Below are 16,531 nucleotides of genomic sequence, written 5' to 3' on the forward strand. Positions count from 1 at the left end.
ACCCGCTGCTGCGCCGGACCACTCGGCGCACTCAACCCATTCGACGCACCATCCTGATTCACCGCCGAACCACGCACCACCGCCAACACCCGCCGCCCAAGACGCCGAGCATCCGACAACCGCTCCACGACCAGGAACGCGGCGCCCTCGGACCAGCCGGTGCCGTCGGCAGCATCTGAGAACGCCTTGCACCGCCCGTCGGAGGCCAGCCCGCCCTGCCGGGCGAACTCGTCGAAGGCTCCCGGGGTGGGCATGACGGCGACGCCGCCGACCAGTGCGAGGTCGCACTCCCCGCCCCGCAGCGCCTGTGCGGCGAGGTGGAGGGAGACAAGAGAGGACGAGCACGCGGTGTCGACGGTCAGGGCCGGGCCTTCCAGGCCCAGGACGTAGGAGATCCGGCCGGACATGACGCTTCCGCTGTTGCCGGTGAGCAGATATCCGCCTGCGGCGGCGTCAGCGTCGCCCAGTAGTGATCCGTAACCCGTGGGTGTGCCGCCGACGAAGACTCCGGTGCGGCTGCCGCGCAACGACAACGGATCCACACCCGCCCGCTCCACCGCCTCCCACGACACCTCGAGCAACAACCGCTGCTGCGGATCCATCGCCAACGCCTCACGCGGCGAAATACCGAAGAACTCCGCGTCGAACCCGGCAACTCCGTTGAGGAATCCACCCTGTTGGTCACCGGAGGCTCCCCAGGCGTCCCAGCCCCGGTCGACCGGCGACCCGGAGATCTCGTCGCGGCCCTCGGCGACGAGCCGCCACAGGTCCTCAGGGCCGGTGACGCCGCCGGGGAAACGGCAGGCCATGCCGACGATCACCAGGGGGTCGTCGGCGTCGACCTGGCGTACGACGATCGTGGGAGCGCCCGTCTCCAGGCCGCCCAGGAGTTCCTGGTGCAGGAGGCCGGCGAGGGCTGTGGGGGTGGGATGGTCGAAGACCAGGGTGGCGGGTAGCCGCAGACCGGTGGCGGCGTTGAGGCGGTTGCGCAGCTCGGTCGCTGTAAGTGAGTCGAACCCCAGGTCCTTGAACGGCCGGCCGGCCGCGATCTCCGCCACGTCGGAGTGGCCCAGTACCGCCGCCGCCCGGGTACGCACCAGGTCCAGCAGAGTGGCGCGTTGCTCTCCGTCGGTGAGGTCGGTGAGCCTGCGCCGCAGGACGTCGGCGGGGGTGTCGCCGTCGGTGGGCTCGTCGTCCTCCGTGGCGCTCAGCGCCCGCGCGGCCTCCGGGATGTCCTCGATCAGCGGGCGGCGGCGTGCGCCCGTGTAGACGGGGACGAACCGGGACCAGTCCGTGTCGGTGACCGTGAGGGCGGTTTCGCCGTGTTCGACGGCCTCACGCATGACGGACAGAGCGAGCGCCGGTTCCATCAGGGAGAGTCCCATACGGGCCAGGGACTGTTCGTCGAGGTCACCGGCCATTCCTTCGGAACGCCAGGTGCCCCAGGCCAGCGAGGTGGCGGGCAGGCCACGCTTCCGGCGGTCGTGGGCGAGCCCGTCGAGGTACGCGTTCGCGGCGGCGTAGGCGCCCTGTGATCCGCCGCCCCAGGTGGCGGCCCCGGAGGAGAACAGGACGAAGGCGTCCAGGTCGAGGTGGGCGGTCAGTTCGTCGAGGAGCCGGGCGCCCTCCGCCTTGCCGCGGATCACCTCGTCGAGTTCTTCGGGAGTCAGGTCCCGCACTTTGGTGTAGCGCACGATGCCGGCGGCATGGACGACCGCGGTCAGCGGGGTCTCCTCCGCTATGTCCGCCAGTACGGCGGCCAGCGCGTCCCGGTCTGCCACGTCACAGGCCGCGAACGTCACCTCGGCGCCGAGCGCCCGCAGTTCCCCGGCGAGCACATCGGTTCCCGGCGCCGCGACGCCACGACGGCTCGTCAGCACCAGGTGCTGTGCCCCCTCGGCGGCCAGCCACCGGGCGACATGCGCACCGACACCACCCGTACCGCCCGTCACAAGGACCGTCCCCCGGGGCCGCCACTCACGGACCGGTTCACGGCCGACCAGCGGCGCCCGTACCAGTCGGCGGGCGAACACTCCTGTTCCGCGCACGGCTAGCTGGTCCTCACCACCCGGTGCGGCCCCGAGGATGGAGGCGAGGGCGTCGCCCGTGCCGTCGTCCCATGCGGCAGGCAGGTCCACGAGGCCACCCCACCAGGACGGCTCCTCCAGGCCCACCACCTGTCCCAGTCCCCACAGCTGGGTGGCGTCCGGACGCACGATGTCGTCTCCGGCGACCGCGACCGCGTTCTCCGTCAGCCACCACAGCGGCACCTTGAGGCCCGCCGTGCGCAGGTCCTGTACGAGAGTGACGGCGTCCGCGACGGAGTCCGGCAGCGCGACGACTCCTGTGAAGTCCCCGGGGACGACGCCCGCCGCGGCCTCGACCTCGGCGCCCGCGGCCCGCAGAGCTTCGGCCACCTTGGCACCGGCGTCTTCGCGGGCCGTCACCAGCAGCCACCGGCCGGCCGGTCCCCCGGTCCGTTCCGGGACGCAGCGGCTCCAGGTGAGGCGGTACCGCCAGTCGTCGACCACACGCCCACGGCCCGCTCCCGAGCCGGCCCGGGGCCAGTAGCGGCGCCGCTGGAAGGGGTACGTCGGCAGATCCACCCGCCGTGCCCCGGTCCCGGCGAACACCGCGGGCCAGTCCACCGCGGCGCCGAGTACATGTGCCCGCGCGAGAGCGGACAGCAACGCGCCCGGCTCGTCCCGGTCGCCGCGCAGCACCGGCACCCCGGTCAGGTCGGGCTCGGTCGCCTCCACCATCGACACCAGCGAACCGTCGGGGCCCAGTTCCAGGACCGTACCCACGCCCTGGGCCCGCACCGTACGTACTCCATCGGCGAAACGGACCGTCGCCCGGATGTGCCGCACCCAGTACTCCGGCGAGCACAGCTCCTCCCCCGCGACCTCGCCCGTCACGTTCGACACCACCGGGATCACCGGCTCCGAGAACTCGACCTCGGACAACACCGCCGCGAAGTCCTCCAGCATCGGATCCATCAGACCCGAGTGGAAGGCGTGACTCACCGCCAGCCGCTTCACCCGGCGACCATCCGCGGCGAACCGGTCCGCCACCTCCCGTACGGCCGCTTCCGTGCCCGAAAGCACCAGCGACGACGGCCCGTTGACAGCGGCGACCCAGACATCCGCCGCCTCCGGCACTTCCGCCTCCGCCGCTTCGACGGCCCACATCGCGCCGCCCGTAGGCAGCGCCTGCATCAGCCGTCCACGTGCCGCGACCACCCGGCACGCGTCGCCGAGCGACCACACGCCTGCCACATGAGCAGCGACCACTTCCCCCAGTGAATGCCCGAACACCACATCAGCCCGTACTCCCCACGACTCGGCCAACCGGTACAGCGCCACTTCCAGCGCGAACAACGCGGGCTGTGCCCAGCCCGTGGACCGCAGCAGCTCCACGGGGCCGGCGAACGCCGTCTCCCTGAGCTGCCCCGGCAACAGCCCCTCGAAGGCAACGCACACCTCGTCGAAGGCAGCGGCGAACACCGGGAACGCGGCGTACAACTCCCTTCCCATGCCGACCCGTTGGGATCCCTGGCCGGAGAACACCATTGCCAGGCCGCCCTCAGCCCCGGTGCCACGGACCAGCCCGGGGACGTCCTCGTCCTCGACGAGGGCGCGCAGGCCGGCGGTCAGACCGGGCAGGTCCGTGGCGATGACGGCCGCGCGGTGGTCCATGTGGCCACGGGTGGTGGCGAGTGAGTACGCGAGGTCCGGCAGCGCCAGGTCGGGCCGGCGGTCGAGGTGGCCGAGGAGACGGGTGGCCTGTTCGCGCAGGGCGACCTCGCTGCGGGCGCTGAACGCGACGGGTACGACGGAGAGGGGGCGGCCGGTGTCCGGGGCGCTCTCCGGTGCGTCCTCAGGGGCCTGTTCGAGGATGACGTGGGCGTTGGTGCCGCTGATCCCGAACGACGACACACCCGCCCGGCGCGGCCGTCCCGTCTCGGGCCAGGCCTGTTCCTCGGTCAGCACCTCGACAGCGCCGGCTGACCAGTCGACCTGCCGGGTGGGAGCGGTCACGTGCAGGGTGCGGGGCAGCACTCCCTGCTGGAGTGCCATGACTGTCTTGATGACTCCCGCCACTCCGGCGGCGAACTGGGTGTGCCCGATGTTGGACTTGACGGAGCCGACCCACAACGGCCGCTCCGGCGGCCTCCCTTGGCCGTACGTCGCCAGCAGCGCCTGCGCCTCGATCGGATCCCCCAGCCGGGTCCCCGTACCATGCGCCTCCACCACGTCCACATCGGCGGCGGTCAGTCCCGCACTCGCCAACGCCTCCCGGATAACCCGCTGTTGGGAGGGTCCATTCGGCGCCGTGAGCCCGTTGGACGCGCCGTCCTGGTTCACGGCAGTGCCCCGCACCACGGCCAGCACCCGATGACCGTTGCTGCGCGCGTCCGAAAGCCGCTCCACGACCAGCACACCCGCGCCCTCGCCCCAGCCGGTGCCGTCGGCCGCGTCCGAGAACGCCTTGCACCGCCCGTCCGAGGCCGATCCGCCCTGGCTGTCGAACTCCCCGTAGATGGCGGGGGTGGTCATGACGAGGACTCCGCCGACGAGGGCGAGGTCGCATTCACCGGCGCGCAGGGAGCGGCCCGCGAGGTGGAGGGCGACAAGGGACGAGGAGCAGGCGGTGTCGATGGTCAGGGCCGGGCCTTCCAGGCCCAGCAGGTAGGCGATCCGACCGGACAAGATGCTGGCGGGCAGGCCGGTGATGGCGTAGCCGTCGGTGTCCTCGGGCGAGTCGGCGAGGAGGGCACCGTATTCCTGGGGGGCGCCGCCGACGAAGACTCCGGTGCGGCTGCCGCGCAACGACAACGGATCGACCCCCGCCCGCTCCACCGCCTCCCACGACACCTCGAGCAGCAACCGCTGCTGCGGATCCATCGCCAACGCCTCACGCGGCGAGATGCGGAAGAACCCGGCGTCGAAGTCCCCCGCGGTATCGAGGAACGCGCCCTGATGGCGGGGGTCGAAGGAGGCTCGGTGCTCCCAGCCCCGGCCGACGGGCGGACCGGTCATGGTGTCGCGGCCCTCGGTGACCAGCTGCCACAACTCCTCGGGACTGTTCGCGCCGTCGGGGAAGCGGCAGCCGATACCGACGATCGCCAGGGGCTCGGTCGCGGCGGAGGTGAGCCGGTGGTTCTGCCGGCGCAGCCGGTCGTTCTCCACCAAGGAGGCGCGCAGTGCGTCGATGACCTCGTCGAGGGATGTGTTCATGCCTCTGGCTCCCACTGGTTCTGCCGCTGGTTTATGCCTGCCGCGCCGGACACGGGCGGAGGAAGGGCTTCTCCGCCTGCCTCCGGGCGTTCGGGCGCTCCGCTGCGGGCCTGGTTGTTGACGCTATGGGGCGGGTCGAGGGCTGTAACCCCCAGAAGGGGCCGGCCGTCCCCCTAGAGTTCGGACGACCCTCTAGGGGGCGGCTTCGCTCACCAGCGGACCGGGATGGCAAGTGCTCCGTGAACCATGTTGTAGCCGCGGTAGACCACGTCCTCGCGCGGGACGGCGAGGCGCAGCTCTGGGAAGCGGCGCAGGACGGCGGAGAAGCCGATCCGCATCTCCATCAGGGTCATGGCTCCGCCGATGCAGCGGTGGACGCCGTGGCCGAAGCCGATCTGCTGGGCCGGTGTGCGGGTGAGGTCGAGCCGGTCGGGGTCGTCGTAGTGGGCGGGGTCTCGGTTGGCGACGGCCAGGGCGGGCACGACGTACTCGCCCGCTCGGATGGTGACGCCGCCGAGTTCCAGGTCCTCGGTGGCCGTCCGCCCGCCGGTGGCGGAGATGACGCTGAGGTAGCGCATGAGCTCCTCGACGGCGGTGTCCAGGACGGCGGGGTCGTCGCGCAGCAGTGCAAGCTGGCCGGGGTTGTCGAACAGAGCGAGGACGCCGAGGCCCAGGGTGTTGGCGACGGTGTCGAGACCCGCGGTGAGGTGCATGTTGCTGATGCCGACGATCTCCTCGTCGTCGACATCGTGACCTTGTTCCTCGACCAGCATGCCGATCATGCCGTCGCCGGGGGTCGCGCGCTGGGCGGCTACGGCGTCGGACATGAGCCGCTGTGCTTCCGCGAGGAGTTGATGGGCTTCTTCCGGAGTGGCCGCCAGCCCGGTCGCTCGGGTGGTGAGGTCCAGGTAGGCGTCGCGCTGCTCGTCGGTGAGGCCCAGCAGTTCACAAATGGCCAGCAGGGGAAAGGGAAAGGCGAATCCGGTCATGAAGTCGGCGGGCTGGCCGGTGCGTTCCATGGCGTCGAGGCAGTCCTCGGCGATACGTTCCAGGCGCGGCGCGAGTTCCTTCATGCGCCGGTTGGTGAAGCTGGAGGCGACCATCCGGCGGAGCCGGGTGTGATGGGGCGGGTCCATGTTGACGAAGCTGCCCGGGGGCACCTTCAGGCCGGTGTCGTCGAGGCCGGGAAGCATCAGGGTGTACGGGGTCAGGGCGCTGCTGAGGCGTGGGTCGGTGAACATCTGCCGTACGTCGTCGTAGCGGGTGACGACCCAGATGTCGCGGCCGTCGGGCAGCCGGTACTTGTGGACCGGGTCGTTGCGCTGTGCCTCACGCAGCGCGCTTCCGGGGTCGAAGGGGCAGGCGGGGTCGCGCTGGTAGGGCAACGGCGTTTCGATGTCGAGCGGCATGGTGTCCTACCTTCTTGGTGGGTTCGAACTGGTCATTCGTAAGATCGGTGGGGCTCAGGGGCTCCGGGTATGGCTGTCATGGTTGAGCCGATGAAATGGCTTAAGGAACATGGCCGCCCGGAGCCCCGCGACGACTCGACCGCCCATTGGGATTTGCGACTTGATCGCTTCGTAGGACTACGTCGGCGAGGTCGTCTGCGAGATGGACCAACGACGAGCTGACGGAGGTGACCGTGCCCCGGATCTGGGCCGGAATGGACATCGGCAAAGAGCATCACCACTGCGTTCCTTTCAGGGGTGCGTATGTGGGGGAATCCGCGTGAGGGCGGATCGTCCGGCGGGGCCTCGATGGGACCCGGTCGCCGGAATCAGGGCGCACGGAGATCCGGGTTACCGGATGCCGAACTCGTCCCCGATGAGGCTGAGGAGTTCTTCCGTGCTCGCGGCGCCGAGGTCGTCGGCGTCGCCGTCCGGGCCTCCGGCCCCTGGGCTGCCGGGTGTCTCTTCGAGCTTGGTGAGAAGCACGCGCAGACGCACGGCGAGCGAGGCTTCGCGGCCGGCGTCGTCGGTGGGTGTCCGGAGGGCTGTTTCGAGGGACTGGAGGGCGAGCAGGGCCGGGTCGGGTGCCTGTACGGGGGTCAGGTCGAGCCCCTCGTGGAGGAGTTCGGCGAGGTCCTTGGGCGTCGGATGGTCGAAGATCAGCGTCGCGGGCAGGCGCAGGCCGGTGAGGACGGAGAGCCTGTTGCGCAGGTCGACGGCCATGAGGGAGTCGAAGCCGAGGCTCTTGAAGGGCTTGGCCTGGGGTACGGCCTCCGCGGTGGGCAGTCCGGCGGCGGTGGCGGTCTCGGCCCGTACCAGTTCCACCAGGGCGGTGGTGCGGTCGGTCGCGGAGAGCGGCAGCAGCCGTTCACGCAGACCGGCCGCCGAGGCGGCGGGCTGTCGGCCGCCGGTTCGGGGTCCCGCGACGTCGGCGGCGAGGCCGCGCAGCAGTACGGGGGTGGCGGGCGAGTCCGCGTCCAGGGCCGAGGTGTCAAGCCGTACGGGGACGGCGACGCTCTCGCCGGCCGCGACGGCGGCGTCGAAGAGGGCCATGCCCTCGCGGGGGTCGAGCTGGCGCAGTCCCGCGCGGGCGATGCGCTTCAGGTCGCTCTCGGCGACGCCCGCGGTCATTCCCTCGCCACGCTGCCAGGGGCCCCAGGCGAGGGAGAGTGCGGGCAGTCCGTCCGCCGCCCGGCGTTGGCACAGTGCGTCCGCGAAGGCGTTGGCGGCGGCGTAGTTGGCCTGTCCCGCGCCGCCCATGGTGCCGGCCAGGGAGGAGAAGACGACGAACGCGGCCAGGCCGAGCGGGGCGGTCAGTTCGTGCAGGTGCTCGACCGCGTCGGTCTTGACCGGCAGGACCGCGTCGACCTGTCCGGGGGTGAGGGCAGTGAGCGTGGCGTCGTCGACCGTGCCCGCGGTGTGGACGACCGCCCGCAGGTCGTCGACGGTGTCCAGGAGTGCGGTGAGTGCGGCACGGTCGGTGACGTCGCAGGCCACGGCTCGGGCCGTCGCGCCGAGTTCGGCGAGCTCGGTGATGAGTTCCGCGGTGCCGGGGGCGTCCGGGCCGCGTCGGGCGGCGAGCACGACATCGCGTACACCGTGCCGGGCGACCAGGTGCCGGGCGACCAGTCGGCCGAGGGTGCCGGTGGCGCCGGTGACCAGAACGGTGCCGGTGGTGGGCCAGGGGGCGGCCGTCGTGTCCGTGGCCGGGGTCAGGCGGGCGAGGCGTGGCACCAGCAACGTGTCCTCGCGCAGGGCCAGTTGGGGCTCACCGGTGGCCAGCGCCGTGGCGACGGCCAGTGGCAGCGGGGTGGCGGCGCCGGGCAGGTGGTCGATGAGCAGGACGCTGCCGGGGTTCTCCAGTTGGGCGGAGCGCGCCAGCCCCCAGACTGCGGCGCCCGCCGGGTCACGGATCGTGTCGTCCGCGCCGGTCCGCACGGCGCCCGAGGTGCACAGCACCAGCTGGGTTCCGGCCAGGGCGTCGTCCGCCGTCCACTGCTGGAGCAGTGCGAGGACACGGTGCACGGCGTCGCGGGCCGCGGCTGCCGTAGGTTCGGCCGGCGGCAGCGGGACGACGACCACGTCGGGCAGCGAGGTGCCGGCACGCAGCGCCGTGAGGTCGGGGTGGTACTCGACGGCCTCGGCGGTCAGCAGGAGTGGCTCTGCCTGGGCGCGGGCGGCGATGTCACCGAGGACCGCGAACCGGCCCGGGACCCGCCCGGCGGGGGCTGTGGGGGCGTCCTTGATGGCGGTCCACTCGGTGTGCAGCAGCCATTCGGGGCGGATGCGCACGGTCTCCAGCCGGTCGGTCGACGTGGGCCGCATGTGCAGGGCGGACACGGAGGCGACGGGCCGGCCCGACGGGTCGGTGAGTTCGACGGCCACCTGGTCCTCGGCGAGGTCCCGGACGTGGACCCGCAAAAGGGTGGCGTCCTGCCCGTAGGTGGTCACACCCCGCCAGGCGAACGGGAGCAGCGGGCCGCCCGTGGTGGGTGCCGAGGGACGGAAGGCCAGGGAGTGCATGGCCGCGTCGAGCAGGGCCGGGTGGACGGCGAATCCGCCGCCCGCCCGCTCGGGCAGTGCCACCTCGGCGAACACCTCGGTGCCGCGCCGCCAGACGGCGGTCAGGCCCCGGAAGGCGGGCCCGTAGGTGAAACCGTGGTCGACGAGGTCTTCGTAGAAGGTGTCGAGGACGACCGGTTCGGCGTGCTGCGGGGGCCAGGCGGTGAGCGGCGGCGAGGTGGGGGCGGCGGGCGGCGCCGGGGCCAGGGTTCCCTCGGCGTGGGCGGTCCACGGGTCGTCGGGGGCAGTACGGGCGTGGACGGACAAGGTGCGCCGGCCGGTGTCGTCGGCCGGGCCGACGGTGAGCTGGAGCTGGACCGGAGCGCCTGCGGGCACCAGCAGGGGGGCGGCCAGCGTGAGTTCGTCGAGGTGGTGGCAGCCGAGCTCGCCGCCGGCCCACAGGGCGAGTTCGACGAAGCCGGTGCCGGGGAACAGGACGGTGTCCAGCACGGCGTGGTCGGTGAGCCAGGGCTGCGCCGACGTGGACAGTTCGCCGGTGAACAGGGTGGTGCCGTCGGTGGCCGACGCGATGCGGGCTCCGAGCAGCGGGTGTCCGGCGGGGCCAAGGCCGAGCGCGGCAAGGTCGCCGGTGGCGGCCGGCCGGGGCTCGGGCCAGTAGCGGCTGCGTTGGAAGGCGTAGGTCGGCAGGTCGAGGCGCTCGGCTCCGCTGCCCGCGAAGAAGGCGGACCAGTCGACGCCGGCTCCGGCGAGGTGGACGTGGGCGACGGCGGTGGTCAGGGCCTCGTCCTCGGGGACGTTCCTGCGCTGTGCGGGCACGCACACGGGTGGCTCGGCGGCCTCGGCTGTGTTCGCGTCGAGGCAGTCCTGGGCCATGCCGGTGAGCACGCCGTCGGGGCCGGCCTCCAGGAGGACGGTGACGCCCTCGGCGGCCAAGGTGCGCACCCCGTCGGCGAAGCGGACCGTCTCCCTGACGTGCCGGACCCAGTAGTCGGGCGAGCAGGCCTGCTCGGGAGTGAGGAGGGCGCCGGTCACGTCGGAGACCACCGGGATGGTGGGCGGACGCAGGTCGAGGCCCGCGACGACCTGGGCGAACTCGTCGAGCATCGGTTCCATCAGCTGCGAATGAAAGGCGTGACTGACCGTCAGATGGCGGGTGCGCAGGCCTTGTCCGGCGAACTCCGCCTCAAGCGCGGCCAACTCCTCGGCCGGTCCGGACAGTACGACGGAGCCCGGTGCGTTGACCGCCGCCACCGCGACAGACGCAGGCAGCGTTCCGGTCACCCGAGCCTCGTCGACGGAGACGGCCAGCATGCCGCCGCCTGCGGGCAGTCGCTGCATCAGACGGCCCCGGGCGGCGATCAGCCGGCAGGCGTCGGGCAAGGTCAGCACGTCGGCGATGTGCGCGGCGGTGATCTCGCCGACGGAGTGGCCGAGGAGGTAGTCCGCGCGCACGCCCCAGCTCTCCAGCAGCCGGTAGAGGGCCGTTTCGAAGGCGAACAGGGCGGGCTGGGTGTATTCGGTGCGGTGGACGGCCTCGTCGTCGGGCACGTCGGTGCCCGTGCCGAGGACGATCTCGGTGAGCGGGCGCGGCAGTTCCGGGTCGAGGTGCACACAGACGGCGTCGAAGGTCTCGGCGAAGACCGGGTGGGCGTCGTACAACTCCCGCCCCATGCCGAACCGTTGGGCGCCCTGCCCGGTGAAGAGCACCGCGAGCGCCCCCTCGCGGGCGATGCCGCGCAGCACTCCGGGCGGCAGCTCGCCGGCCGCGAGGGCGGTGAGGGCGGCGGTCGCACCGGCCAGGTCGTGGACCGTGGCTGCGGCACGGTGTTCGAGGGCGGCCCGGGTGGTGGCGAGGGCCCGGGTGAGATCGGCGGCCTCGGGAGCGTCCGCCATCCGGTCGAGGAGCCGGGCGGCCTGGGCGCGCAGGGCGGGTTCGTCGTGGGCGGAGAGCAGCAGGGGCCAGGGGCGGGGCTTGGGTGCCGAGGACGGTCCGGCAGTGATCTCTACCGGTGCCTGTTCGAGGATGACGTGGGCGTTGGTGCCGCTGATCCCGAAGGACGACACACCCGCACGCCGTGGACGCCCCGTCTCCGGCCACGCCCGTTCCTGTGTCAGCAGCTCCACGGCACCGGCGGACCAGTCGATCTGGGGGGACGGCTCATCCACGTGCAGAGTCTTCGGCAGTACACCGTTCCGCATCGCCAGTACCGTCTTGATGATGCCGCCGACGCCCGCCGCCGACATGGTGTGGCCGATGTTCGACTTCAACGATCCCAGGTACAGGGGCTGTTCGCGGTCCTGCCCGTATGCCGCCAGCAGGGCGTGCGCCTCGATCGGGTCGCCGAGCCTGGTGCCGGTGCCGTGCGCCTCCACCGCGTCGACATCGGCGGCCTTCAGGCCGGCGGCCTCCAGCGCGTCGCGGATCACCCTCTGCTGCGCCAGCCCGTTCGGTGCCGTCAGCCCGTTGGAGGCACCGTCCTGGTTGACGGCCGACCCGCGAACGACGGCGAGTACCCGGTGTCCGTTCCTGCGCGCGTCGGACAGCCGTTCCACCAGCAGCACACCCGCGCCCTCCGACCAGCCGGTTCCGTCGGCCGACGCCGCGAAGGCCTTGCATCGGCCGTCCTCCGCGAGTCCGCCCTGGCGTTCGAAGTCGGCGAAGAGCGAGGCGTCGGGCATGACACAGACGCCACCGGCCAGCGCGAGGTCGCACTCGCCGGAGTTCAGTGCCTGGGCAGCGGTGTGCAGGGCGACCAGGGAGGAGGAGCAGGCCGTGTCGACGGTGACTGCGGGGCCCTCCAGCCCGAGGACGTAGGAGACCCGTCCGGAGACCACGCTGGTGGCGGTGCCGGTGACGGCGTATCCCGCCATCTGCTCCGAGCCGGGCGGGAAGAGCAGCGAGTAGCCGAGTCCGGCGGCGCCGACGTAGACGCCCGTGCGGGTGCCTCGCAGTGTCGTCGGGTCGATGCCGGCGCGTTCGATCGCTTCCCAGGAGGTCTCCAGGAGGAGCCGCTGCTGCGGGTCCATGGTGAGTGCCTCGCGGGGGGTGATACCGAAGAATCCGGCGTCGAAGCCGGCGACGTCTTCGAGGAAGCCGCCCCGCGCCGCGTCCTGGGCACGCCAGCCCCGGTCGCGGGGGAACCCGGTGATGCCGTCGCGGCCCTCGGTGAGCAGGCACCACAGGTCGTCCGGGTCGGTGACGCCGCCGGGGAAGCGGCAGGCCATCCCGACGATCGCGAGGGGTTCGCCGTCGGCCGCGCGGCGGCGGGTCGGGGCGGTGGCGACGGGGGCCGAGGTGGCCGTTTCGGCCCGGGTGCCGAACAGTTCGGCGTACAGGGCCTGCACCATGCGCCGTGGCGAGGGGTGGTCGAAGACGATCGAGACGGGCAGGCGCAGGCCGGTGGATGTGGCGAGCCGGTTGCGGAAGTCCACGGAGGTGAGCGAATCGAAGCCGAGTTCCTTGAACGGCCGGGTGGCCTGTACGGCGTCGGGGTCGTCGTGTCCGAGAGCCGCGGCGGCGGTGTCGCGGACGAGGCGCAGGAGGACGCCGGTGCGTTCGGTCTCCGTGAGGGGCGTGAGGCGTCCGCGCAGTGATCCTTCGTCGCCCGCCGACTCGGTGACGACGGCGCGTCGGGGGCGGGCGGGCCGGACCGCCGGGGCCTGTCCGGCGTAGCCCGGGCCGTCGGCGGAAGCAGGGGTGAGGAGTCCGGCGGGGCCGGTGGGACGCAGCAGAAGGGCGTCGGCTGTGGCCACCGGGGCGCCGGTGCTGTCGGCGAACAGCACCGAGACGGTGGTGTCGCCGGTGCGGGTCAGCCGGACGCGCAGCCGGGTGGCGCCGGTGGCGTGGAGTTCGACGCCGCTCCAGGAGAAGGGGACGGCCGATTCCCGCTCGTCACCGCCGAGTGCGTACAGCGCGTGCAGGGCGGCCTCGGAGAGGGCCGGGTGGAGGCCGAAGCGTGCGGCCTCGCCCGTGTGCCGGGCGGGCAGCCGTACTTCGGCGTGGACCTCGCCGTCCGTGCGCCACAGGTCGGTCAACAGGTGCTGCTCGTAGGAAAAGCCGTCGGCGGCGAGCCGCTCGTGCAGTTCGGCGACCGGTACGGGTTCGGCGTCGGCCGGTGGCCACACCGTCAGGTCGGCGGCGGGGGCACCGGCGTCGGGGACGAGGCTGCCGGAGGCGTGCAGGGTCCAGTCGGACGCATCGGACCCATCGGACGAGGAGTGGATGGCGAGGGTGCGGCGACCGCCGTCGTCGGCGCCGATCCTCACCTGGAGGCCGACGGAACCGTCCGGGGGAAGCAACAGCGGGGTGTGGAGGGTGAGTTCCTCGATCCGCGCGCAGCCGAACCGATCGCCGGCCAGCACGGCGAGTTCGACGAACGCGGTTCCGGGCAGCACCGCACGGCCGCCGAGCGAGTAGCCGGCGAGCCAGGGGTGGTCGTGCGGGGAGATCCGGCCGGTGAGGACCGCTCCCCCGTCCTCGGCGAGCCGCGCCATCGCACCCAGCAGGGGGTGGCGCAGCGGGGCGAGGCCGACGGCGGTCACGTCGCCGCCCCGGCGCGGCCCTTCGGGCCAGTGGCGGCGGCGTTGGAAGGAGTACGTGGGCAGTTCGACACGGCGGGCGCCCGTCCCGGCGAAGACGCGTTCCCAGTCGACGGGTGCGCCGCCGGTCCATGCCTGGGCGAGGGCGGTGCGCAGTCGACCGGGGCCGCCCTCGCCACGGCGGAGGGTGCCGGTCACGGCGGCCTCGTGCTCGTCGGTCTCGACGCACTGCTGGACGGAGGTGACGAGGACGGGGTGCGGGCTCGGCTCGACGAACAGCCGGTGGCCGTCGGCCAGCAATGCCCGTACGGCGGACTCGAACCGGACCGGCTCGCGCATGTTGCGGCACCAGTAGGCGGCGTCGAGGCCGGCGGTGTCGTGGGGCTTGCCCGTGACGGTGGAGTAGAAGGGCAGCCGGCTGGGGAGCGGGCGCAACCCGGCGAGGTCCGTCATGAGCTGTTCGCGGAGGGGTTCGACGTGCGGGGAGTGGCCGGGGCGGGCGGCGCCGGGAATGCGGCGGGCCTGTACCCCGTCGGCCGTGCAGGCGGTGACGAACGCGTCGCAGGCGTCGGGGTCGCCGGTGAGCGCGACGGAGGCGGGTCCGTTGACGGCGGCGATCCACAGCCGGTCGGCCCAGGGGGCGAGCCGCTGCTGGACCTGTTCCTCGGGCAGGAGGACGGAGGCCATGCCGCCACGTACGGTCAGGGTCCGCAGCGCCCGGCTGCGCAGCACGACGACGCGTACCGCGTCCTCCAGGGTGAGGCCGCCGGCGATGTGGGCGGCGGCGATCTCGCCCTGCGAGTGTCCGGCCACGGCGTCGGGCGCCACGCCGTATGCCTCCCAGGTCGCCGCCAGCGACACCATGACGGTGAACAGGACGGGCTGGATGACGTCGATGCGGTCGGCGTCCACCGCGCCGGGTTCGCCGCGCAGCACGTCGAGGACGGGCCAGTCGACGAGTTCCTGCACGGCGGCAGCACACGCGTGGGCCTTCTCGGTGAACACCGGTTCGGTGTCGAGGAGTTCACGGGCCATGCCGAGCCACTGGGAGCCCTGGCCGGGCAGCACGAACGCCGTCCCGCCGGTGAGCGCGGTGGCGTCGGTGAGGGTGTCGTGCGGGCGCCCTTCGGCGAGCGCGGCCAGGCCGGTGAGAAGCGTGTCCCGGTCGGCGGCGAGGATCGCGGCCCGCTGGTCGAGGGGGGTGCGGGTGGTGGCCAGCGAGTAGGCGACGTCGGTGACCTGGACGCCGGGGTGCTCGGTGAGGTGGTCGGCCAGGCGCCGGGCCTGGGTCCGCAGGGCGGTGGCGCCACGGGCGGACAGTACGGCGGGCAGTACGGCGGGCAGTACGGCGGGCAGGGGGCCCGGGAGCGGGGTGCCGGTCTCGGGTTCCGCGGCTGCGGGCGCCTGTTCCAGGATCACGTGCGCGTTGGTGCCGCTCACGCCGAAGGCGGAGACGCCGGCCCTGCGCGGGGTGTCGCCGTCCGGCCACGCACGGGCCCGGTCGAGGAGCCGTACGGTGCCGGTGGACCAGTCGACGAACGGTGTCGGTTCGTCGGCGTGCAGGGTGCGGGGCAGGGTGCGTTCACGCAGTGCGAGCACCATTTTGATGATGCCGCCGACGCCTGCGGCGGCCTGGGTGTGGCCGATGTTGGACTTCAGCGAACCCAGCCAGAGCGGCCGTCCCTCGGGCCGGGCGGCCCCGTAGGTGCCCAGCAGCGCATCGGCCTCGATGGGGTCGCCGAGCCGGGTACCGGTGCCGTGGGCCTCGACGGCGTCGATCTCGGCCGCGGTCAGTCCGGCGTCGGAGAGCGCGTCCCTGATGACGCGTTGCTGCGAGGGCCCGTTGGGGGCGCTCAGTCCGTTGGACGCGCCGTCCTGGTTGACCGCCGATCCCCGTACGACCGCCAGCACCGGGTGGCCGTTGCGGCGGGCGTCGGAGAGCCGTTCGACGACGAGGACGCCGGCGCCCTCGCTCCAGCCGGCTCCGTCGGCGGAGGCACCGAACGCCTTGCAGCGGCCGTCGGGGGCGAGGGATCGCTGCTGGGAGAGCATCACGTGCACGTCCGGCGTGGACATCACGGTGACACCGCCCGCCAGTGCCAGATCGCACTCGCCCGCCCGCAGCGCCCGTACGGCCAGGTGGAGGGCCACCAGCGAGGACGAGCAGGCGGTGTCCACGGTGAGCGCCGGGCCTTCGAGGCCCAGGACGTAGGAGATTCGGCCCGACAGCACGCTGTTGGAGACGCCGGTGGAGCCGTGGCCGTCGATGCCGCCCTCGGTGGCGGCCAGCAGGCTGGCGTAGTCCTGCTGGGAGACGCCCGCGAAGACGCCTGTACGGCTGCCCTTCAGCGTGCGGATGTCGAGGCCGGCGCGTTCCAGTGCCTCCCAGGAGGCCTCCAGCAGCAGTCGTTGCTGCGGGTCCATGGAGTGCGCCTCGCGCGGCGATATCCCGAAGAACGCCGCGTCGAAGGAGGCGATGTCGTCGAGGAAGCCGCCCTCGCGGACGTAGCAGGTGCCGTCCTTCGACGAGTCGGGGTCGTAGAGGGCGGTCAGGTCCCAGCCGCGGTCGTCGGGGAAGGCGCCCACGGCGTCGCGGCCTTCGGCGACGAGCCGCCACAGGTCGTCGGGCGACTCCACCCCGCCGGGGTAGCGGCAGGCCATGCCGACGACGGCGATCGGCTCCCGGGCCGCCGACTCCAGCTCGCTCAGGCGCTTGCGCGTCCTGTGCAGGTCCGCGGCGACCTGCTTGAGGTAGTCGCGGAGTTCGTTGTCATCAGCCAT

Annotated in this window: 3 protein-coding genes; all 3 read right to left on the minus strand. The window is 72.7% G+C overall.

Features of this window, described 5'->3' with window-relative positions:
- On the minus strand, nucleotides 1-5,240 hold a 5,240-nt coding region (locus tag G3I71_RS39900; RefSeq protein ID WP_164322904.1), incomplete at its 3' end, for a type I polyketide synthase.
- Nucleotides 5,241-5,449: 209 nt separating this feature from the next.
- On the minus strand, nucleotides 5,450-6,649 hold the full coding sequence (locus G3I71_RS39905; protein WP_164322906.1) for a cytochrome P450: 1,200 nt from the start codon (nucleotides 6,647-6,649) through the stop codon (nucleotides 5,450-5,452).
- Between the two features lie 390 nt (nucleotides 6,650-7,039).
- Nucleotides 7,040-16,531, minus strand: a complete 9,492-nt coding sequence (locus G3I71_RS39910) for a type I polyketide synthase (protein ID WP_164322909.1) — start codon at nucleotides 16,529-16,531, stop codon at nucleotides 7,040-7,042.

Origin of the sequence: Streptomyces sp. SID12501 (genome assembly GCF_010550245.1) — a bacterium.
Lineage (GTDB): Bacteria > Actinomycetota > Actinomycetes > Streptomycetales > Streptomycetaceae > Streptomyces.